This is a genomic window from Pantoea sp. B65, from assembly GCF_047308185.1.
Classification (GTDB): domain Bacteria; phylum Pseudomonadota; class Gammaproteobacteria; order Enterobacterales; family Enterobacteriaceae; genus Erwinia.
Window position 1 is genome coordinate 285,497 of the sequence record NZ_JAHXPU010000017.1, and the last position, 18,720, is coordinate 304,216.

Genomic DNA, 18,720 nt, shown 5'->3' on the forward strand with positions numbered 1-18,720 from the left:
CAGGCAGGCGGCAGGGCCGTCTGCCTGCGCCGAAGCATAACGGGGATAATAAGGAGAAAAATCAATGAAACTTTGGCATATGATGAGCGGCGCCGCCCTGGCCGTCGCTCTGGCAGGTTGTGCAGATAAAAGTAAAGATATCCCCACCCCGACGCTGGGATCGCCAACAGCAGGGCAACAGGCGGCCATCGCGCAGCCTAACGTCAGTGGTACTGTCTATATCCGCCAGCGTATCGCCTTACCGCCGGATGCGGTTTTAACCGTAACACTATCGGATGCTTCCCTGTCCGACGCACCGTCGAAGGTGTTGTCGCAGCGCGTCGTCCGCACTGAAGGAAAACAGGCGCCATTCCAGTTCGTGCTGCCATTTAACCCGGCCGATATTCAGCCTAATGCACGTATTTTGCTGAGTGCCGCGATTACCATTAATGGCAAAATGGCATTTATCACCGATGCGGTAAAACCGGTAATCAACGGTGGCGGCACCAAAGCTGAGCTTATTTTGGTCCCGGTGCCGTCAATGGCCATGCAAACGCAAAGCGGGGCGGTAAGTACGGTGCCGTCAACCTCGCCAACTCAGGTTACGCCATCTTCTGCTGTGCCGGCGCCTACCAGCTTCTGATAGCCGCTGCTGACGAGGTACGCTGTGCCTCGTCAGGGCTGCCAGCGATAGCGCGTCAGGGATATGATACCGTTGTTGCTGACTTCAATGCCTTCCTCTTCCAGCGCGTTACGCTGGCGATTCAGATCGTCGCCGGTTAACGAGATTTCACCTTTGCGATTAATCACCCGATGCCAGGGCAGTTTGCTGCCTGCGGGTAAGCGACGCAATATGCCGCCAACCTGGCGAGCGGCACGCGGCGAGCCTGCCAGTCGGGCGATTTCGCCATAGGTAGTGACGTAACCACGGGGGATTGCCGCGACAATTTGCCAGACGCGTTGTTGAAAACTGTCGTTATCGAACATGCCAGTTATCCGGGAAAATAATAATAAAACCTTACTCGATAGCCACGGGATACTAAAGTAAATTTAATGATAGTCAGAAGTGGGTAGCGCGGGAGTGCGGCGATATTCGCCACATTTTCCCGCTGGCCTGGCGCAGAGAGCCTGATATTCAGGAAAATACCGCGGTCCGTAAAGGCTGTACTATTAACTAAAAAGCATTAATTGTTCAAGAAAGCAACGGTCGCCAGGGGTTTGCTTGCAATTGGAGAGGGCTTCATTGATAATGCCTGCGCTCTGAAGGTTAGAGCCAGTCAATGGAGGCCCTGTTGGTGCTCCCGCAATGCTAACTTGTGAACTCGGTCAGATCCGGAAGGAAGCAGCCGTAGCAGGTGACGCGTGTGCCGGGATGTCGCTGGCAGGGCCTCCACCAATTTCAGCCCCTTGTATCACCTTTCTGATTAACATTTCACGCAAAATCTGCAGTGGCTTCTAGCGGACATATTTCCAGACGGAAACCGGAACTTTGTCGTAGAGTTTATTCATGGTCAATTCCGCGAGACGATGATCTGCCGCAGAATTAAACACTTCTAATTCGTCATCGGATAATTCGTATTTATTTTTTTCAATTACACGCTCAAGGGTATCGATAGAACGGCAGCGTCGTAAACGCATCAAGTAATCAGTTTTTGTAAGGAGTTTGTCTGTCATCGTTAAACCATAGTAAAAATAATGGGTTGCTAAACTGAGTGGCTGGCAGGCAAAGGCCGCTGCGCACACTCTTCGGCGAAAATGCTAAAAAGTCGTTTTGCTGATTTCTGCCAGCGTTGAAGATCCTGAACATTAATACCGTAGTTACTAAAAAGCATAAATGTGTCATCAAGATATTCATCGATTTGCGCAATCAGATCCGTATCTTCAACATGTTTGATTTTGTAATTCATGGTGAAAGAGGCGATATGTTCAATCAATTCGTTAAGCTGCAAATTTACCGCAGAAGTAGGGTCATTGACCCAACCGTGATGACTATCACCCAGGGTTGCCATACCCTCGTCGTACAAATTTTCACACAAGAATTTCAACTGGGCAATATCATGCCTTTTTGGTGAGTATTCGTCCATCTCTTTCCCCTCCATAGCGATTGATACAAGCCGGTACACGGGCTGAGCTAAAAGGTATGCGGCCTGGAAGTGATTATAAAAAATAGTTTATTAAACGGACTTCCTGAATATAACGCAGATTAATTAATAATACCTGAGTTCATTACCAAAAATTACAATTCATTAGCGGTTGAAGGGTATTGATTGTCGATCACTTCCAGAGCAAGGAAACCGGGAATTATCTGGAACTGTACACTTTCACACGACGTCTCTGCGGCATCAATATCCAGGCAGGCGTTGTATATGTTCCATACAAACTGATAACTCATCTTATAACGTAAACTTCCGGCCGGTGCTATTGAAATAATTTTCAGACTACCGGGAACAAAACGGGCATTTTGAGAATACCAGGCTAAATCTCCCACCAGTTGCTGTTCTATTTTGGGAATATTCTGCTCAATTATTTCCTTCAATATTAGCGGGTCAACCTGCTCCTGCAAATTACCACAGGGAATTAATATGCGCATTTTTCCATCACTGAGTTAACCACTACTGATATTGATCATTGTGTTTACCGTGAAATAAAGCAAGTGGCAAAAAAAGCCATAAAACTATCTTTTTGATTTTAATCAATTTTATTTTTTGTAAGCGGCGTTTTGCCGCGGTGGCGTACCGCTTGCTGATGAGTTTTGTTTATCTAAAACGCGGCAGCGCTAAAGCGGCATCCGGGTTACACCTCGAAACATTTTTCCCTCTTTTACGATCATCATTGGTGGTGTTTAATGTTATGTTATAACATACATATCACTAGCGGAACCCCGGTAATGTCATCTTCTTTCACGCCTCCATCCACGCTGTTTACGCTTTCTGCGGCCGCACGACTGCTGCTGAGCCTGCTGCTTGTCGCGCTGTTATTCGCCGCTGTAAGTTGGGCAACGGCGCAATGATTACGCTCGATAATCTGCAGGCAGGCTACCGACGTCAGGCGGTAACGCCGGTGATAAACGGACACTTTGCCGCTGGTTCAATGACCGCACTGGTCGGCGCCAATGGCTCGGGAAAGTCCACCCTGCTGAAAACTCTCGCCGGACTATTGCCGCCGGTCGCCGGTCGTTTTCAGTTATTGCTGCCGCCCACGGCGATTGGCTGGTTACCCCAGCAGTCTGAAATTGAACGCCAGTTCCCGATTACCGTTTTTGATCTGGTGGCGATGGGCTGCTGGCAACGCAGCGGCTGGTTCGCTGGTATTGGTCGCCAGCTACGTCAGGAGATTATGCAGAATTTGCAGCGGGTGAAAATGGCTGATTTTGCAGATGCACAGCCTGGCATGCTGTCAGGCGGACAGTTACAGCGCGTGCTGTTTGCCCGTTTGTTGATGCAGCAGGCTTCGCTGTTATTACTTGATGAGCCATTTACCGGTATTGACAGCCAGACTATCGAACTGCTGTTGGATCTGCTGGTGGCGCGCCATCGTCAGGGATGCACGCTGATTGTGGTGCTGCATGACCTCAATATGGTGGATAGCTGGTTTCCCCAGGTGGTGCGTTTACATGCCGGTGAAGCCGAATGGCAAACGCGTGTGCTGTCTGCTGCGCCATTACGACGGGTCGGAGGCGCACAGTGATCGTCAGCCTGATGCAGCCGTTTATCGAGTTCGGCTTTATGCGCCGCGCGCTGGTGGCCTGTGTCGCGTTATCGATCAGCGCCACGCCGCTTGGCGTGTTCTTACAGTTGCGCCGTATGAGCCTGGTGGGGGATGCCTTATCACATGCAGTATTACCTGGCGCCGCGATTGGCTATTTAATTTCCGGCTTGTCGCTGGTGGCGATGGGAATCGGCGGCTTTATTGCCGGTTTAACCGTTGCGCTGCTATCCGGCGCGGTTAGCCGCTTTACCCCGTTACGCGAGGATGCCAGCTTTGCCGGTTTCTACCTTGGATCGCTGGCGCTGGGGGTGACGCTGGTGTCGCTGCGCGGTTCCAGCGTCGATCTGCTGCACGTTCTGTTTGGCTCGCTGCTGGCGGTCGATAATTTGTCGATCGTGCTGGTCGGCGCGATTGCGGCGCTGACACTGCTGCTGCTGGCGCTGATCTACCGGCCATTAGTGATTGACGCCTTTGATGCGACTTTTCTGCGCGCGCAGAGCCGCTGGAGTTCTCCGCTGGTTAACGGTGTGTTCCTGGTGCTGGTGGTAATCAATCTGGTGGCCGGCTTTCAGGTACTGGGGACGCTGATGTCGGTCGGACTGATGATGCTACCGGCAACCAGCGCGCGCTTCTGGAGTCTGCGCCTGCCCGGCATGCTGGCCGCCGCGCTGCTATTAGCGGTAATCGCCAGTTTCAGCGGCCTGTTCGCCTCATTCTGGCTGGCGCTGCCTGCCGGTCCGGCGGTAGTGCTCAGCGCCGCCCTATTATTTTTTATTTCGATTTTAGTTGGGCCGCACGGTGGCCTATTAACTCGCCGCCGTATTTTATCGACAGGTAAGGAGAAAGTATGAAGAAGTTATCGCTGACGCTGGCCGTTGCCGCGTTGTTCACCAGCCCATTAGCGCTGGCAAAAACGGTTGAAACCGTCGCCAGCTTTACCGTGCTGGCGGATATCGTGCAGCAGGTGGGGGGAGAGCATGTCAAGGTGAAGAGCCTGGTGGGGCCGAACGGTGATCCTCACAGCTTTGAACCGACGCCGCAGGATAGCCAGGCGCTGGCGCAGGCAGAGGTGGTGTTTGTCAGTGGTCTGGGTATGGAAGGCTGGATGGACCGCCTGGTAAAAGCCTCCGGTTACCAGGGTAAAGTGATTGTCGCATCGCAGGGCATTGATACGCGTAAAATGGAAGAGGATGGCGTGATTATCACCGATCCGCATGCATGGAACAGTATGCATAACGGTGTGGTGTATGCCACCAATGTGATGAATGCGCTGATCGCCGCCGATCCGCAAGATGCTGACTACTTTCGCCAGCACGGCGCCGCCTATATCAGCCAGCTTAACCAGCTGGATAGCTGGGCGCAGCAAACCTTTAAAGCGATCCCGAATGCGAAACGTCAGGTGCTGACCAGTCATGATGCTTTTGGTTATTTTGGTCAGCGTTATGGCGTGCGCTTCCTCGCGCCGGTTGGTTTTTCTACCGAGTCGGAAGCCAGCGCCAGCAATGTCGCCAGCTTAATCAGGCAGCTAAAAGCGGAGAAAATTCATACCTATTTTATTGAGAATCAGACCGATCCGCGGCTGGTAAAACAGATTGCGGCGGCGACTGGCGCACAGCCAGGGGGGGAGCTCTATCCGGAGGCTTTGTCTGAGAAAGATGGCCCGGCGGCCAGTTATGTCGCGGCGTTTAAACACAATGTTGAGAGTATTGCCGGCAGTATGAAGTAAGTCATCAGAGGGCGGCATGGATGCCGCCCCTGGGAACACAACCCGCTAACGCTTTTTCTTCCGGCCCTGCACCGCTTTAAAACGCGGATTACTTTTACAGATTACGTAGATGCGGCCCTTGCGGCGGACTACTTTGCAATCTTTATGACGCTTTTTGGCAGAAGCCAGTGAACTCATTACCTGCATAATCGCCTCTTATTGCGCATTTTTACTGAAGAAGTTGCCATAACGCTGATTAAAGCGTGCCGCACTGCCTTCTTTGCTGAAATCTTTCTGCTTGCCGGTGTAATAAGCGTGCGAAGCAGAAGAGACATCAAGGGTGACGTACGGGTAAGTCGCGCCCTCAAACTCTACGGTACGGTCGGTTTTAATCGTCGAACCGACTTTAAAGTAATGATCGGCGCTGGTGTCATGGAAAATCACCGGGCGATAGAGTGGGTGGATATCAGCTTTCATCGTCGCTTCCTGTATTGTATGTTATAACATAACAATTATTATGCGCTGCGCCGATGAGAATTGCAACCCGGGGTGACGGCGGAAGGCAGGCAAAAAAAAGAGGCCGCAATTGCGGCCTCTGTTGACTACGATAGATCTGGCTTAGTGATGCTGTGGTTGTTCAGGATGTCCCTGTTCAACCTCATCTTTATGTTTACTAAAGCGGCGGCGAACCACCACAAAGAACACCGGAACGAAGAAGATGGCCAGCACCGTAGCGGTAACCATCCCGCCCATTACGCCGGTACCTACGGCGTTCTGCGAGCCGGAACCCGCCCCGGTACTGATCGCCAGCGGCAGTACCCCAAGGATAAATGCCAGCGAGGTCATCAGAATTGGACGTAAACGCATACGTACCGCTTCAAGGGTGGCTTCAATCAACCCTTTGCCCTCTTTCTCCATCAGGTCTTTGGCGAATTCGACGATAAGTATCGCGTTCTTCGCCGACAAGCCAATGGTTGTCAGCAGGCCTACCACAAAGTAAACGTCGTTGTTAAGACCACGCAGGGTAGTGAACAACAGCGCACCGATAACGCCCAGTGGCACCACCAGCATAACGGCGAACGGAATCGACCAGCTCTCATACAGCGCCGCCAGACAGAGGAATACCACTATCAGCGAGATGGCATACAGAGCAGGGGCCTGGTTGCCGGACAGACGTTCCTGATAGGACATACCGGTCCAGTCGTAACCAATACCCGCAGGCAGTTTCGACGCCAGACTTTCCATCAGGTTCATGGCTTCACCGGAGCTCTTGCCCGGTGCTGCCTGGCCAAGAATTTCCATCGATGGCAGACCGTTATAACGTTCCAGACGCGGTGAACCATATTCCCATTTCGCCGATGCAAAGGCATTAAACGAAACCATGCCGCCACTACTGTTACGTACATACCAGTTGGCAATATCGCCTGGCAGCATACGGTACGGCGCATCACCCATTACGTACACCTTCTTCACGCGACCGCGGTCGATAAAGTCGTTAACGTAGCTGCCGCCCCAGGCGGCGCCGAGGGTGGTGTTGATATCGGAAATGGAGACCCCCAGGGCCTGGGCTTTTTCCTGATCGATATCCAGTTTGAACTGCGGCGTATCTTCCAGACCATTTGGACGTACACCTACCAGCGTATCGCCGTGCTGGGCAATCATGCCAAACAACTGGTTACGCGCCTGCGTCAGCTTATCGTGGCCGAGGTTAGCCTGGTCGATCAGCTGGAAGTCAAAACCGGTGGCGGTGCCGAGTTCGACAATCGCCGGCAGGTTAAACGGAATAACCATCGCGTCTTTAATCACCGACAGGGCGCCCATCGCCCGTCCGGTAATCGCCGGGACTTTATTCTCCGCACCTGCTCGTTCATCCCATGGTTTCAGACTGACGAAGGCGATACCTGTGTTCTGACCACGACCCGCGAAGCCAAACCCGTTAACGGTAAATACCGAGTTAACGTTGTCTTTCTCTTTGGTTAGATAGTAATCAGTTACCTGGTCGAGCACCTTCTGGGTACGTTCCTGGGTAGCGCCGGCAGGAAGCTGCGCCATGGTCAGGAAGACCCCCTGATCCTCATCTGGCAGGAAGGAACTTGGCAGACGCAGGAACAGAAACGCCATGCCGACCACAATCAGCAGATAGATAACCAGATAGCGACCGGTACTGCGAATGATATGGCCCACGCTATCGGTATAATGGTGGGTGCTCTTATCAAACATACGGTTAAACCAGCCGAAGAAACCGGTGGTTTTGCCGTGGTCGCCTTTATTAATCGGCTTCAGCATGGTGGCGCACAGCGCCGGGGTCAGCACCAGTGCCACAATCACCGACAGCACCATGGCTGAGACGATGGTGATCGAGAACTGACGATAGATAACCCCGGTGGAACCACCGAAGAATGCCATCGGAATAAATACCGCGGACAGAACCAGCGCGATACCGACCAGTGCGCCCTGAATCTGGCCCATCGATTTACGTGTGGCTTCTTTGGGCGGTAGTCCCTCTTCCGCCATCACACGTTCGACGTTCTCCACCACCACGATGGCGTCATCCACCAATAGCCCGATGGCCAGCACCAGGCCGAACATCGTCAGGGTGTTTATCGAGTAGCCAAAAGCGCTGATAATGGCAAAAGTCCCTAACAATACTACCGGCACCGCAATCGTTGGGATCAGGGTGGCGCGGAAGTTCTGCAGGAACAGGTACATTACCAGGAACACCAGCACGATCGCTTCAACCAGGGTTTTTACCACCTCGTTGATGGAGATCTTAACAAACGGCGTGGTGTCATACGGATAAACCACTTTCAGACCGGCAGGGAAGAACGGTTGCAGTTTCGCCAGCTCCGCTTTTACCGCCGCAGCAGTATCAAGGGCGTTAGCGCCGGTGGCCAGTTTGATCCCCAGACCGGAAGCCGGTTTGCCGTTATAACGGGCAATAACCTGGTAGTTTTCGCCTCCCAGCTCAATTGTCGCCACGTCACGCAGGCGTACCTGCGAACCATCCGAATTAACTTTCAGCAGAATTTTGCCGAACTCATCGGTAGAGGTCAGACGCGTTTGCGCGATAATTGAAGCGTTCAGCTGCTGGCCTTTCACCGGCGGCGTACCGCCTAACTGACCGGCTGCGACCTGGGCGTTCTGGTTGGTAATCGCGGTGATCACATCCACCGGCGTTAGCGCATAGTTATTCAGCTTATGCGGGTCCATCCAGATACGCATGGCATACTGCGCGCCAAACAGCTGGGTATCACCGACGCCGTTCACGCGGCTAATCGGATCTTTGATATTGGAGCCGACGTAGTCCGAAATATCGTTCTGCGTCATGCTGCCGTCATCGTTAATAAAACCGGCTACCATCAGGAAGCTGCTGGAGGATTTCTGAACTTTAATCCCCTGTTGCTGCACTTCCTGCGGCAGCAGCGGCGTTGCCAGCTGCAGTTTGTTCTGTACCTGCACCTGCGCGATATCCGGATCGGTACCGGACTGGAAGGTGATGGTCAGGGTTAACGTGCCAGATGAGTCACTGCTGGAACTCATATACATCTGGCCATCGATACCATTCATATTCTGTTCGATGACCTGCGTAACGGAGTCCTGCAGAGTTTTCGCATCCGCACCCGGATAGGTTGCGGTGATCTCAATCGCCGGTGGAGCAACGTTAGGATATTGCTCGATCGGCAGTTTAAGAATCGATAGCACACCCGCCAGCATAATAATGATGGCGATAACCCAGGCAAAAATGGGGCGATCGATAAAGAACTTAGCCATGTATCAGCGGCTCCTGTTTAAGACTTGGTTGGTTCAGCCGGCGCATTTTGTTTCTTCGCGTCGTCTGCACTCACTTCCTGCGGAGTCACCTGAGCGCCAGGTTTCGCACGCTGAACACCGGTTACAATGACCCGATCACCTTCCTTCAGACCTGCAGAAACCACCCACTTATCGCCAATCGCCTGTTCAGCGGTCAGTTTACGCATTTCCACTTTATTATCCTGGCCGACCACCATGGCGGTTGCATCGCCGGTAGGGGTACGGGTTACACCCTGTTGCGGAACCAACAGTGCGTTCGGATTGGTGCCTTCATCCAGACGTGCACGGACAAACATGCCTGGCAGCAGACGCTGATCCGGGTTAGGGAACACCGCACGCAGGGTAATTGAGCCGGTGGTTTCATCGACGGTGACATCAGAGAATTCTAATGTTCCGGTATGGGCGTAGGCGCTACCATTCTGCATTAACAATGTGACGCTGGCTTTGCCGTCATCCTGTTTCAGTTTACCCGCTTCCAGTTCCTGACGCAGGCGCAGGAAATCTTCGCTGGATTGCGTCACGTCGACATAGATAGGGTCAAGCTGCTGAACGGTCGCCAGGGCAGTGGTTTGCGCGCTCTGCACTAAAGCCCCTTCGGTCACTGACGATTTGCCAATACGTCCGCTGATCGGTGAAGTGACTTTAGTGTAGGCGAGGTTAATACGCGCAGTTTCGACGCTCGCTTGTGCTACCTGTACCGCGGCGGCGGTCTGGCTGGCGGTGGCGATGGCCTGATCATAATCCTGCTGGCTGATATATTTGGTGCCGAGCAGCGGCTTATAGCGTTTTACCGTCAGGGCGGCGATTTGCGCATTAGCCTGCGCCTGGGCAAGGTCGCCTTTGGCGCTGTCATAAGCAGCCTGATAAGTGGCTGGATCGATCTGATACAGGGATTGCCCGGCTTTAATATCGCTCCCTTCAACAAAATTCCGCTTCAAAATAATGCCCGAAACCTGTGGGCGAACCTCCGCGACACGCCAGGATGAGGTTCTTCCCGGCAGCTCGGTAGTAATTTTCAATGGTTCACTTTTTAAGGTGACAATGCCAACCTCAGGTGCATGTTGCTGGCCGGCTTGTTGGGATTTATTTTCATCACATCCTGTTAGCACTAAGCTGCCTGAAAGCATCAGGACGGCCGCCAGAGGCGTTAACCCTCTGTTTTTGTTCATAAATAAACCTCGAGTGTCCGATATCGATTGTTCAATGGATCACAAACCGTTAAACCCATTGCTGCGTTTAAATTATGGTCGTGCTATGTTACATACATTCGCAAATGTATGTAAATCTACCCTTCTGTAAATAATACCCTTATGGCACGAAAAACCAAACAGCAAGCCCTTGAAACGCGGAATCAAATTATTGATGCAGCGATAACCCGGTTTTCTGAATATGGTGTCTCCGCGACATCCCTGGCCGATATTGCTCAAGCCGCAGGCGTGACGCGTGGTGCGATTTACTGGCATTTTAAAAATAAAGCCGATTTGTTGAACGAGATTTGGGCGCAGTCTGAGTCCGGAATGGAGGACTTAGAGACTGAGTATCAAATAAAATACCCTGACGATCCACTATCTGTTGTACGAGCAATGCTTAACTATGTATTTGAGTCTACAGCACGTGATCAACGGAGAAGGTCGCTTATGGAAATCATTTTCCATAAGTGTGAGTTTGTCGGTGAAATGACTACTCTGCAAATGATGCAACAAAATTTATATCTTGAGTGCTACGAAAAAATAGAAGAAGTGCTGCGTAGTTGCATTGATCAGGGACAGTTACCAGCGGAACTCAATACCCGCCGTGCTGCGGTGATCATGCGTGGCTATGTCAGTGGAATCATGGAGAACTGGCTGTTTATGCCGCATAGTTTCGATTTGGCGGCGGACGCACCCCTATTAGTGGAAACCCTGATTGATATGCTGGTGACCAGCCCGACGCTACGTCAGCCGTCCGCGACAAATTGATCAGGCCTGCGCCAGTTTTTTTTCATAATCGCGCCTGATAATCTCCAGCGCCGCCAGCACCGTTTGCGGCGCCACCTGATTCTCCTCCAGTAGCATGATCAAATCCACTGCCAGTTTCACCTCATCGGGGGCGTCTTTTAATGACATTGCCTGCTCCATTAAATACGTAATATTTTCGCCACCAGCAGCATCGCCAGTGCGCCAAGCAGGGCCAGCAGCAGCGCGCGCGGTTCAATGGTCGCCAGTGTGCCCCAACTGAAATAACTGCTGATATAACCGCCAACCAGCGCACCGGTCATCGCCATGATTAGCGTCGGGATCGACCCCCCCTGACGGCCGGGGAAGAATCTGCGCACCACAATACCGCTGATTAAACCAATGATAATCCAGGAGAGAAGTCCCATTTCGTCGTCTCCGTGCTGAAATATTCCGTAGTATAGACTGCGGTTGCCGGAAGTGGCAGCCGCAGCGCTAACCGCTATTCTTCGCGGCGGGCGATTTCTTGCTCAATCTGTTTTAACGCCTCGCGACAGCGCTGTAACCGGCCCTCCAGCGCCACCATCTCCTGCTGCATCTTTTGCTGCTGGATCAGTGTCTCCTGCTGGCCAAGCAGGCTTTCGCGTTCGGCAATCATCTGTAATAGCCGACGCTCAAACTCAAGATGGTCCGCCAGTTTCTGATACAGTGTCTCGGCATGATGACTGGCGCGGCTCTCCTGACGACGTAACGGCAGGGTGGCAATCTCCCGTTGCAGCGCACCGACTTGCAGCACCGCCCGCTCCGCCAGCCAGTTGAGACGCTCGGCGTTATTATCGTCAACGGCATGCCTGAGCTGCACCATGGTCTCTCTGATTTCCTGCAGATAGTCGCCGAGGCGCAGGCTCTGGCAGTGGAACAGCTGGTTATCAAAGCGCGCCCGCCGGGCACGTCTTCCCGCCAGCGGCGCGACGCTTTGCGCCAACTGCTCAACCCGACTATCCAGTTGTCGCAGTACCTGGTCTCTTTTCATTGTTTTCTCCGGCGCTGTGGTAAAGTAACCGCAGCATGACGAATTCAGGTCGCACTATGCAGCGCATATTATTGTTAGTGATTGGCTGGCTGGCGATTGCTCTCGGCACGCTCGGCATTATTTTACCGCTGTTGCCCACCACACCGTTTATTCTGCTGGCGGCATGGTGCTTTGCGCGTTCGTCGCCGCGCTTCCACCACTGGCTGCTTTACCGCTCATGGTTTGGCGGCTATATTCGCCACTGGCAGCAACACCGCGCCTTGCCGCCAAAAGCGAAAGCACGGGCGATCCTGTTGATCGTCATTACCTTTGCCGTGTCGTTATGGCTGGTGAAAATCCTCTGGTTGCGTATTCTACTGGTATGCATGCTCTGTGTACTGGTGATCTTTATATTGCGCTTGCCGGTAGTTGAGACAGAACAACAAAACCGCTGATTTCCCGCTTGATGGTTGCATTTATAAGATTCTTTGCTTAGATTTGGTCGTTTTCGTGCGCGGCTTCCCTGATTACTCCTCTTCATCTGCAGCGTTTGGCTGTCAGTGTGGAGCGAAGCTGCGTGAGTCAGATTCGTTTTTACCAGGCATAATATTATGACCGCGACTGCGCAGCAGCTTGAATTTCTTAAAGACAGTATCAAAAGCATTCCGGATTATCCAAAACCGGGCATCCTGTTTCGTGACGTAACCAGTCTGCTGGAAGATCCGATAGCGTATGCCACTGCCATTGAACTGTTAGTTGAACGCTATCGCGATACTGGCATTACCAAAGTGGTCGGCACCGAAGCGCGTGGCTTCCTGTTCGGTGCGCCGGTGGCGCTGGCGCTGGGGGTCGGTTTTGTACCGGTACGTAAGCCGGGCAAACTGCCACGCAAAACCTTCAGCGAAAGTTATGAGTTAGAGTACGGCACCGACAGCCTCGAACTGCACTGTGACGCCATTAGCGCCGGTGATCTGGTGCTGGTGGTCGACGATCTGCTGGCGACCGGCGGTACCATCGAAGCCACGGTAAAATTGATCCGCCGTGCTGGCGGGGAAGTAAAAGACGCCGCCTTTGTGATTAATCTGTTTGATCTGACCGGTGAAGCGCGCCTGAAAGCGATGGGCGTGGACAGCTATAGTTTAGTGGCTTTCCCTGGCCATTGATCTACCCAGGCGGCATTCAGGCCGCCCCCGGGCTCCCGCCTATCTTCAGCCTCGCCGTAAGGGTGGGGCTGTGTTAGCATTATCTTCTGTTTCACTGAAAAATTCCGCGAATTAATGAGCTATCAGGTACTTGCCCGCAAGTGGCGTCCACAAGCGTTTACTGATGTTGTCGGTCAGGAGCATGTCCTGACAGCGCTGGCGAATGGCCTGTCGCTCGGCCGCATCCATCACGCTTATCTTTTTTCCGGCACCCGCGGTGTGGGAAAGACCACTATTGCGCGTCTGCTGGCGAAAGGACTGAATTGTGAAAGCGGCATTACGGCGACACCGTGCGGCCAGTGCGATAACTGCCGCGAAATTGAGCAGGGCCGGTTTGTCGATCTGATTGAGATCGATGCGGCTTCGCGAACCAAAGTTGAAGACACCCGCGATCTGCTGGATAACGTGCAGTACGCGCCGGCACGCGGACGTTTCAAAGTTTACCTGATTGACGAAGTGCATATGCTGTCGCGCCACAGCTTCAACGCTCTGTTGAAAACGCTGGAAGAGCCGCCGTCACACGTCAAATTCCTGCTGGCTACCACCGACCCGCAAAAACTGCCGGTGACGATTCTGTCACGTTGTCTGCAGTTTCATCTCAAGGCTCTGGAGGTTGAGCAGATCCGCGGTCAGCTGGAGTATGTGTTAAAACAAGAGAGTATCAGTGCGGAAACCCGTGCATTGCAGCTGCTGGCGCGCGCCGCGGATGGCAGTATGCGTGATGCGCTGAGCCTGGCCGATCAGGCGATTGCCATCGGACAGGGGCAAATTACCACTGATAGCGTTAACGCGATGCTGGGCACGCTCGATAATGAGCAGCCGCTGGCGCTGATCGAAGCGCTGGTGGCAGCTGATGGTCAGCAGGTGATGGCGCTGCTCAACCAGGCGGCGTCACGCGGCGTCGAGTGGGAAGCGCTGCTGGTTGAAATGTTGCGTTTACTGCATCGTATCGCTATGGTGCAGCTGCTGCCATCGGCGATGGGTGATGAACAACTGGCGATAGAGCAGCGTCTGCGTGAACTGGCGCGAGTGCTGCCGCCGGCAGATGTACAGCTCTATTACCAGACCTTACTGGTTGGACGGAAAGAGCTGCCGCTGGCGCCGGATCGCCGCATGGGGGTCGAGATGACCCTGCTGCGCGCGCTGGCCTTTCATCCGCGCCAGCTGATTGCCGAGCCGGTCGCCCGTCCGGTGATGACGCCACAGGCGTCGCCTCAGCCGCCGGCGCCTGTTGTGGCGCCGACGCAATCGCCGGTGGCGCATAGCATGCCGGAGACGCCGCCTTCGGGCAATTTGCCGGAGGCTACCAGTCAGCTATTGCAGGCGCGCACCCAACTGATGCGCCAGCAGGGAGCGACCAAAGTAAAAAAGAGTGAACCGGCGGCGCCTGGTGCGCGGCCGGTAAGTTCGGCACTGGAGCGACTGGCTTCGGTCACCGAACGCGGTCAGAAGCGGCAGCAGGCAGCTGCTGCCGGGGCGGTCGCGGCGGTAAAGAAAGAGGCCTATCGCTGGACAGCGCAAAATCCGCAGGAAGTGAAGGCGGAAGCGGTGGCCACGCCAAAAGCGCTGCGTTCGGCGTTGGAGCATGAAAAAACGCCGGAGCTGGCCAGCAAGCTGACGGAAGAGTCGCAGCAGCGGGATGCCTGGGCGGCAGAAATCGCCGCGTTGCCGCTTCCCAAACTGGTGCAGCAGCTGGCGTTAAATGCGTGGAAAGAACAAACCGCGCAGGGTGTTTGTCTGCATCTGCGCGCTGGTCAGCGGCATCTTAATTCACCTTCTGCGCAGAAAGTGTTGGCGGAAGCATTAAGTCAGGCGGCCGGGCAACCGGTAGAACTGACCATAGTGGAAGATGATAATCCGGCGGTGTTAACGCCGCTGGAGTGGCGACAGGCCATTTATGAAGAGAAGCTGGCGCAGGCGCGCCAGTCGATAATCGCGGATACTCATATTCAGACTCTGCGTCGGTTCTTTGATGCCGACCTGGATGAAGAGAGTATTCGCCCCGTTTGAACCGGCCCCTAAGCGTATCCGACGATTACGTGGCCAGAGCTGAGAGAGATGACTATGTTTGGTAAAGGCGGTTTGGGCAACCTGATGAAGCAGGCCCAGCAAATGCAGGACAAAATGGCCCAGGTGCAGGAAGAGATTGCTGCGCTGGAAGTGACCGGTGAGTCCGGCGCCGGCCTGGTAAAAGTGACCATTAATGGTGCACATAACTGCCGTCGTGTCGAAGTCGATCCAAGTCTGTTGGAAGATGATAAAGATATGCTGGAAGATCTGGTTGCTGCGGCATTTAACGATGCGGCGCGCCGTATTGCTGAAGCGCAGAAAGAAAAAATGGCCTCAGTTTCCAGCGGGATGCAGTTACCGCCGGGCTTCAAGATGCCATTCTGATGCAAACCAGCCCGCTCCTCGAAACACTGATGGAGTCGCTGCGCTGTTTACCCGGAGTCGGGCCTAAATCAGCGCAGCGCATGGCATTTCAGCTGTTACAACGCGATCGCAGCGGCGGCATGCGCCTGGCGCAGGCGCTGACGCGGGCGATGTCTGAAATCGGTCACTGTAAGGATTGCCATACGTTTACCGAGCAGGATATCTGCACCATCTGCGCCAATCCGCGACGCCAGCAGAACGGTCAGATCTGCGTGGTAGAGAGCCCGGCCGATATTCACGCCATTGAGCAGACCGGGCAGTTTGCCGGACGCTACTTTGTGCTGATGGGCCATCTTTCACCGCTGGACGGCATCGGCCCGAATGATATCGGGCTTGATCGTCTGGAGCAGCGTCTGGAACGCGAAACCATCCAGGAAGTGATCCTCGCCACCAACCCGACGGTGGAAGGGGAGGCAACCGCCAACTATATCGCCGAGCTGTGCGGGCAATATGGTGTCGACGCCAGTCGTATCGCTCACGGCGTGCCGATGGGCGGCGAACTGGAAATGGTTGACGGTACCACCCTGTCGCACTCGCTGGCAGGTCGTCAGAAGATTAAATTTTAAGCATTCACAGGTACGGCGTGTCCGTGCCTGCTTGAAAAGTTTTTTTTCATCCCCATCTCCTTCTCAACATTCAATAAACCTGATTTGTTGAGGTATCAATGACCATGAAAGGACAAGAGACCCGTGGCTTTCAGTCAGAAGTGAAACAGCTTCTGCATCTGATGATCCATTCCCTCTATTCAAATAAAGAAATCTTCCTGCGCGAGCTGATCTCCAATGCTTCGGATGCGGCGGATAAGTTGCGCTTCCGTGCGCTCTCCTCACCGGAACTGTATGAGGGTGATGGCGATCTGCGGGTACGGGTTGCAGTGAACAAGGAACAGCGCACCATCACGCTCAGCGATAACGGTATCGGTATGCGACGTGATGAAGTCATTGAAAACCTGGGTACCATTGCGAAATCCGGCACCAAATCCTTCCTTGAGTCGCTCGGTTCCGACCAGGCGAAAGACAGCCAGCTGATTGGCCAGTTTGGCGTCGGCTTCTACTCCGCCTTTATCGTTGCCGATAAAGTGTCAGTGCGCACCCGTGCCGCTGGCGCTGGCGTTGATGAAGGGGTGTTCTGGGAATCGGCCGGGGAGGGTGAATATACCATCGCCGATATCAGCAAAGAGGATCGCGGTACCGAAATTACCCTGCATCTGCGTGAAGGCGAAGATGAGTTCCTCGATGCCTGGCGTGTACGCGGCATTATCGGTAAATACTCCGATCATATTGCCCTGCCGGTAGAGATTGAGTCACATAACGCAGAAGACGACACCACCCACTGGGAAAAAATTAACAAAGCCCAGGCGCTGTGGACGCGTAGTAAGTCTGATATCAGCGATGACGAATACAAAGAGTTCTACAAGCATATCGCCCACGATTTTACCGAACCGGCGGCCTGGAGCCATAACCGCGTTGAGGGTAAACAGGAGTATACCAGTCTGCTGTATATTCCGGCGCAGGCGCCATTTGATATGTGGAACCGCGATCATAAACATGGCCTGAAACTCTATGTGCAGCGCGTGTTTATTATGGATGACGCCGAGCAGTTTATGCCGAACTACCTGCGCTTCGTCCGTGGTCTGATCGACTCTAACGATCTGCCGCTGAACGTGTCGCGTGAGATTCTGCAGGACAGCCGTATTACCCAGAATCTGCGTAGCGCACTGAGTAAGCGTGTGCTGCAGATGCTGGAGAAAATGGCGAAGGATGACGCGGAGAAATATCAGCAGTTCTGGCAGCAGTTCGGCCTGGTGCTGAAAGAAGGTCCGGCAGAAGATGCCAGCAACGCTGAATCTATCGCCAAACTGTTGCGCTTTGCTTCCACCAGCAGCGAAGGGGCGACGCAAACCGTCTCGCTGGAAGATTATGTCAGCCGGATGGTGGAAGGTCAGGAGAAGATCTACTACATCACCGCTGACAGCTATGCGGCCGCGAAGAGCAGCCCGCATCTGGAAGTGTTCCGCAAGAAAGGCATTGAAGTGCTGCTGCTCTCCGATCGCATCGATGAGTGGATGATGAGCTATCTGACGGAGTTCGACGGTAAATCCTTCCAGTCGGCCAGCAAAGCGGATGACGAGTTAAGCAAGCTGGCGAATGAAGAGAGCGACGAGCAGAAAGAAGCGGAAAAAGCGCTGGAACCCTTTATCGAGCGGGTGAAAACGCTGCTGGGCGACCGGGTTAAAGAAGTGCGTCTGACGCACCGTTTAACCGATACGCCGGCGATCGTCACTACCGAAGCGAATGAGATGAGTACCCAGATGGCGAAACTGTTTGCCGCAGCGGGTCAGTCGGTGCCGGAAGTGAAGTATCTGTTTGAGATCAACCCGGATCACGCGCTGGTGAAACGTGCCGCGGATACTCAGGATGAAGCCCTGTTTGCCGAGTGGATCGAGCTGTTGCTGGATCAGGCGCTGCTTGCCGAACGCGGTACGCTGGAAGATCCCAACCAGTTTATCCGCCGTATGAATCAGTTGCTGATTGCCTGATAACGCGGCAGTCTGGATTTATCTGAAACATCCCGTAGCTACCGTCTTGAACGTCAAGCGGTAGCTGCATAGTTTGCGTCCCATGGCTGCCGTCCCGAATGTGGCAGCAGTGCAAACCATTGATACGGGCGGCATAAATGCCGCCCCTACAGAAGAATATCTGCCTCCTGATGTAGGGGAGCCATTAATGGCTGCCGTCCCGAAGGTGGCAGCAGTGCAAACCATTGATACGGGCGGCATAAATGCCGCCCCTACAGAAGAATATCTGCCGCCCTGATGTAGGGGAGCCATTAATGGCTCCCGTCCCGAAGGTGGCAGCAGTGCAAACCATTGATACGGGCGGCATAAATGCCGCCCCTACAGAAGAATATCTGCCGCCCTGATGTAGGGGAGCCATT

General features: G+C 53.8%; 24 protein-coding genes, 1 other RNA gene and 1 other annotated feature. Of the genes, 14 read left to right on the forward strand and 11 right to left on the reverse strand.

Annotation, left to right across the window (positions count from 1 at the left end; all coding sequences use genetic code 11):
* The first annotated feature begins 64 nt into the window (after positions 1-64).
* Positions 65-622: a YbaY family lipoprotein gene (locus tag JWF83_RS08260; RefSeq protein ID WP_413649700.1), complete on the forward strand. Its 558-nt coding sequence runs from the start codon at positions 65-67 to the stop codon at positions 620-622.
* Positions 623-654: 32 nt separating this feature from the next.
* Here the strand turns inward: JWF83_RS08260 and JWF83_RS08265 are convergent, their stop codons facing one another.
* Positions 655-966 carry an MGMT family protein gene (locus tag JWF83_RS08265; protein ID WP_413649702.1) on the reverse strand — a complete coding sequence of 104 codons (312 nt, stop codon included), beginning with the start codon at positions 964-966 and terminating at the stop codon, positions 655-657.
* Between the two features lie 303 nt (positions 967-1,269).
* On the opposite strand from JWF83_RS08265, the gene ffs reads away from it, so the two are divergent.
* Positions 1,270-1,366, forward strand: an RNA gene (gene ffs, locus JWF83_RS08270) — signal recognition particle sRNA small type.
* A gap of 68 nt (positions 1,367-1,434) precedes the next feature.
* Here the strand turns inward: ffs and JWF83_RS08275 are convergent.
* The 3 genes from JWF83_RS08275 to JWF83_RS08285 all read right to left on the reverse strand — a co-directional run bounded on the left by JWF83_RS08275 (position 1,435) and on the right by JWF83_RS08285 (position 2,569).
* Positions 1,435-1,653 (reverse strand): HHA domain-containing protein, encoded by a 219-nt coding sequence (locus tag JWF83_RS08275; protein ID WP_413649703.1) that lies wholly within the window; start codon positions 1,651-1,653, stop codon positions 1,435-1,437.
* Positions 1,654-1,682: 29 nt separating this feature from the next.
* Positions 1,683-2,063 (reverse strand): Hha toxicity modulator TomB, encoded by a 381-nt coding sequence (tomB, locus tag JWF83_RS08280; RefSeq protein ID WP_413649705.1) that lies wholly within the window; start codon positions 2,061-2,063, stop codon positions 1,683-1,685.
* Positions 2,064-2,215: 152 nt separating this feature from the next.
* The gene (locus JWF83_RS08285) at positions 2,216-2,569 is read right to left on the reverse strand and encodes a hypothetical protein (protein ID WP_413649706.1); all 354 of its coding nucleotides are present in this window, start codon (positions 2,567-2,569) and stop codon (positions 2,216-2,218) included.
* A gap of 297 nt (positions 2,570-2,866) precedes the next feature.
* Here JWF83_RS08285 and JWF83_RS08290 point away from each other — a divergent pair, with 297 nt between their 5' ends.
* Genes JWF83_RS08290 through JWF83_RS08305 form a run of 4 tightly spaced genes read left to right on the forward strand, consistent with a single transcriptional unit; the run spans position 2,867 to position 5,413 of the window.
* Positions 2,867-2,989: a hypothetical protein gene (locus JWF83_RS08290; protein ID WP_413649707.1), complete on the forward strand. Its 123-nt coding sequence runs from the start codon at positions 2,867-2,869 to the stop codon at positions 2,987-2,989.
* Positions 2,986-3,666, forward strand: a complete 681-nt coding sequence (locus tag JWF83_RS08295; protein ID WP_413649708.1) for a metal ABC transporter ATP-binding protein — start codon at positions 2,986-2,988, stop codon at positions 3,664-3,666. The genes JWF83_RS08290 and JWF83_RS08295 overlap by 4 nt, the downstream gene beginning before the upstream one ends.
* Before the next feature lie 11 nt (positions 3,667-3,677).
* Positions 3,678-4,538 carry a metal ABC transporter permease gene (locus tag JWF83_RS08300; RefSeq protein ID WP_413649760.1) on the forward strand — a complete coding sequence of 287 codons (861 nt, stop codon included), beginning with the start codon at positions 3,678-3,680 and terminating at the stop codon, positions 4,536-4,538.
* Complete coding sequence (locus tag JWF83_RS08305) at positions 4,535-5,413, forward strand: metal ABC transporter substrate-binding protein (RefSeq protein WP_413649710.1); 879 nt, start codon at positions 4,535-4,537, stop codon at positions 5,411-5,413. Before JWF83_RS08300 ends, JWF83_RS08305 begins: the two co-directional genes overlap by 4 nt.
* A 45-nt stretch (positions 5,414-5,458) precedes the next feature.
* On the opposite strand, the gene ykgO is transcribed toward JWF83_RS08305, so the two are convergent.
* The 4 genes from ykgO to JWF83_RS08325 form a co-directional block, all read right to left on the reverse strand.
* A complete protein-coding gene (ykgO, locus tag JWF83_RS08310; RefSeq protein WP_413649711.1) occupies positions 5,459-5,599 on the reverse strand; it encodes a type B 50S ribosomal protein L36 in 141 nt (46 codons plus the stop codon).
* A 9-nt stretch (positions 5,600-5,608) separates the two neighbouring features.
* Positions 5,609-5,869, reverse strand: coding sequence for a type B 50S ribosomal protein L31 (locus JWF83_RS08315; RefSeq protein WP_413649713.1), 261 nt, complete (start codon positions 5,867-5,869; stop codon positions 5,609-5,611).
* A 141-nt stretch (positions 5,870-6,010) separates the two neighbouring features.
* Positions 6,011-9,163: a multidrug efflux RND transporter permease subunit AcrB gene (gene acrB / locus JWF83_RS08320; RefSeq protein WP_413649714.1), complete on the reverse strand. Its 3,153-nt coding sequence runs from the start codon at positions 9,161-9,163 to the stop codon at positions 6,011-6,013.
* Positions 9,164-9,180: 17 nt separating this feature from the next.
* Positions 9,181-10,371 carry an efflux RND transporter periplasmic adaptor subunit gene (locus tag JWF83_RS08325; RefSeq protein WP_413649715.1) on the reverse strand — a complete coding sequence of 397 codons (1,191 nt, stop codon included), beginning with the start codon at positions 10,369-10,371 and terminating at the stop codon, positions 9,181-9,183.
* 141 nt (positions 10,372-10,512) lie between these two features.
* On the opposite strand from JWF83_RS08325, the gene acrR reads away from it, so the two are divergent.
* The gene (gene acrR / locus JWF83_RS08330) at positions 10,513-11,160 is read left to right on the forward strand and encodes a multidrug efflux transporter transcriptional repressor AcrR (RefSeq protein WP_413649716.1); all 648 of its coding nucleotides are present in this window, start codon (positions 10,513-10,515) and stop codon (positions 11,158-11,160) included.
* Here the strand turns inward: acrR and rsmS are convergent, their stop codons facing one another.
* The 3 genes from rsmS to priC form a co-directional block, all read right to left on the reverse strand.
* The gene (gene rsmS / locus JWF83_RS08335) at positions 11,161-11,307 is read right to left on the reverse strand and encodes a pleiotropic regulatory protein RsmS (protein WP_413649717.1); all 147 of its coding nucleotides are present in this window, start codon (positions 11,305-11,307) and stop codon (positions 11,161-11,163) included.
* 11 nt (positions 11,308-11,318) lie between these two features.
* A complete protein-coding gene (locus JWF83_RS08340) occupies positions 11,319-11,564 on the reverse strand; it encodes a hypothetical protein (RefSeq protein WP_413649718.1) in 246 nt (81 codons plus the stop codon).
* A 74-nt stretch (positions 11,565-11,638) separates the two neighbouring features.
* Entirely contained in the window at positions 11,639-12,169 is a 531-nt protein-coding gene (priC, locus tag JWF83_RS08345; RefSeq protein ID WP_413649720.1) for a primosomal replication protein PriC, read from the reverse strand.
* 56 nt (positions 12,170-12,225) lie between these two features.
* Here priC and JWF83_RS08350 point away from each other — a divergent pair, with 56 nt between their 5' ends.
* The 7 genes from JWF83_RS08350 (at position 12,226) to JWF83_RS08380 (ending at position 18,599) form a co-directional block, all read left to right on the forward strand.
* The gene (locus JWF83_RS08350; RefSeq protein ID WP_413649721.1) at positions 12,226-12,603 is read left to right on the forward strand and encodes a DUF454 family protein; all 378 of its coding nucleotides are present in this window, start codon (positions 12,226-12,228) and stop codon (positions 12,601-12,603) included.
* Positions 12,604-12,759: 156 nt separating this feature from the next.
* Complete coding sequence (apt, locus tag JWF83_RS08355) at positions 12,760-13,311, forward strand: adenine phosphoribosyltransferase (protein ID WP_413649723.1); 552 nt, start codon at positions 12,760-12,762, stop codon at positions 13,309-13,311.
* A gap of 114 nt (positions 13,312-13,425) precedes the next feature.
* Positions 13,426-15,360 carry a DNA polymerase III subunit gamma/tau gene (gene dnaX / locus JWF83_RS08360; RefSeq protein WP_413649725.1) on the forward strand — a complete coding sequence of 645 codons (1,935 nt, stop codon included), beginning with the start codon at positions 13,426-13,428 and terminating at the stop codon, positions 15,358-15,360.
* Positions 14,696-14,757 (forward strand) — a sequence feature (DnaX frameshifting element). Its footprint overlaps the gene before it by 62 nt.
* Before the next feature lie 54 nt (positions 15,361-15,414).
* Entirely contained in the window at positions 15,415-15,744 is a 330-nt protein-coding gene (locus tag JWF83_RS08365; RefSeq protein WP_413649727.1) for a YbaB/EbfC family nucleoid-associated protein, read from the forward strand.
* Complete coding sequence (gene recR / locus JWF83_RS08370; protein ID WP_413649728.1) at positions 15,744-16,349, forward strand: recombination mediator RecR; 606 nt, start codon at positions 15,744-15,746, stop codon at positions 16,347-16,349. Before JWF83_RS08365 ends, recR begins: the two co-directional genes overlap by 1 nt.
* A gap of 98 nt (positions 16,350-16,447) precedes the next feature.
* The gene (gene htpG / locus JWF83_RS08375; RefSeq protein WP_413649729.1) at positions 16,448-18,322 is read left to right on the forward strand and encodes a molecular chaperone HtpG; all 1,875 of its coding nucleotides are present in this window, start codon (positions 16,448-16,450) and stop codon (positions 18,320-18,322) included.
* A 109-nt stretch (positions 18,323-18,431) separates the two neighbouring features.
* Positions 18,432-18,599, forward strand: a complete 168-nt coding sequence (locus tag JWF83_RS08380) for a hypothetical protein (protein WP_413649731.1) — start codon at positions 18,432-18,434, stop codon at positions 18,597-18,599.
* The last annotated feature ends 121 nt before the right edge of the window (positions 18,600-18,720 follow it).

Coding starts and splice junctions, on each gene's coding strand:
- rsmS (WP_413649717.1), bottom strand. CDS start 11,307: ATGTCATTAAAAGACGCCCCCGATGAGGTGAAACTGGCAGTGGATTTG.
- dnaX (WP_413649725.1), top strand. CDS start 13,426: ATGAGCTATCAGGTACTTGCCCGCAAGTGGCGTCCACAAGCGTTTACT.
- JWF83_RS08315 (WP_413649713.1), bottom strand. CDS start 5,869: ATGAAAGCTGATATCCACCCACTCTATCGCCCGGTGATTTTCCATGAC.
- JWF83_RS08305 (WP_413649710.1), top strand. CDS start 4,535: ATGAAGAAGTTATCGCTGACGCTGGCCGTTGCCGCGTTGTTCACCAGC.
- JWF83_RS08325 (WP_413649715.1), bottom strand. CDS start 10,371: ATGAACAAAAACAGAGGGTTAACGCCTCTGGCGGCCGTCCTGATGCTT.
- priC (WP_413649720.1), bottom strand. CDS start 12,169: ATGAAAAGAGACCAGGTACTGCGACAACTGGATAGTCGGGTTGAGCAG.
- JWF83_RS08290 (WP_413649707.1), top strand. CDS start 2,867: ATGTCATCTTCTTTCACGCCTCCATCCACGCTGTTTACGCTTTCTGCG.
- tomB (WP_413649705.1), bottom strand. CDS start 2,063: ATGGACGAATACTCACCAAAAAGGCATGATATTGCCCAGTTGAAATTC.
- apt (WP_413649723.1), top strand. CDS start 12,760: ATGACCGCGACTGCGCAGCAGCTTGAATTTCTTAAAGACAGTATCAAA.
- JWF83_RS08265 (WP_413649702.1), bottom strand. CDS start 966: ATGTTCGATAACGACAGTTTTCAACAACGCGTCTGGCAAATTGTCGCG.
- JWF83_RS08285 (WP_413649706.1), bottom strand. CDS start 2,569: ATGCGCATATTAATTCCCTGTGGTAATTTGCAGGAGCAGGTTGACCCG.
- JWF83_RS08350 (WP_413649721.1), top strand. CDS start 12,226: ATGCAGCGCATATTATTGTTAGTGATTGGCTGGCTGGCGATTGCTCTC.
- JWF83_RS08260 (WP_413649700.1), top strand. CDS start 65: ATGAAACTTTGGCATATGATGAGCGGCGCCGCCCTGGCCGTCGCTCTG.
- ykgO (WP_413649711.1), bottom strand. CDS start 5,599: ATGCAGGTAATGAGTTCACTGGCTTCTGCCAAAAAGCGTCATAAAGAT.
- JWF83_RS08275 (WP_413649703.1), bottom strand. CDS start 1,653: ATGACAGACAAACTCCTTACAAAAACTGATTACTTGATGCGTTTACGA.
- JWF83_RS08340 (WP_413649718.1), bottom strand. CDS start 11,564: ATGGGACTTCTCTCCTGGATTATCATTGGTTTAATCAGCGGTATTGTG.
- JWF83_RS08300 (WP_413649760.1), top strand. CDS start 3,678: ATGCAGCCGTTTATCGAGTTCGGCTTTATGCGCCGCGCGCTGGTGGCC.
- JWF83_RS08365 (WP_413649727.1), top strand. CDS start 15,415: ATGTTTGGTAAAGGCGGTTTGGGCAACCTGATGAAGCAGGCCCAGCAA.
- acrR (WP_413649716.1), top strand. CDS start 10,513: ATGGCACGAAAAACCAAACAGCAAGCCCTTGAAACGCGGAATCAAATT.
- JWF83_RS08295 (WP_413649708.1), top strand. CDS start 2,986: ATGATTACGCTCGATAATCTGCAGGCAGGCTACCGACGTCAGGCGGTA.
- htpG (WP_413649729.1), top strand. CDS start 16,448: ATGACCATGAAAGGACAAGAGACCCGTGGCTTTCAGTCAGAAGTGAAA.
- acrB (WP_413649714.1), bottom strand. CDS start 9,163: ATGGCTAAGTTCTTTATCGATCGCCCCATTTTTGCCTGGGTTATCGCC.
- recR (WP_413649728.1), top strand. CDS start 15,744: ATGCAAACCAGCCCGCTCCTCGAAACACTGATGGAGTCGCTGCGCTGT.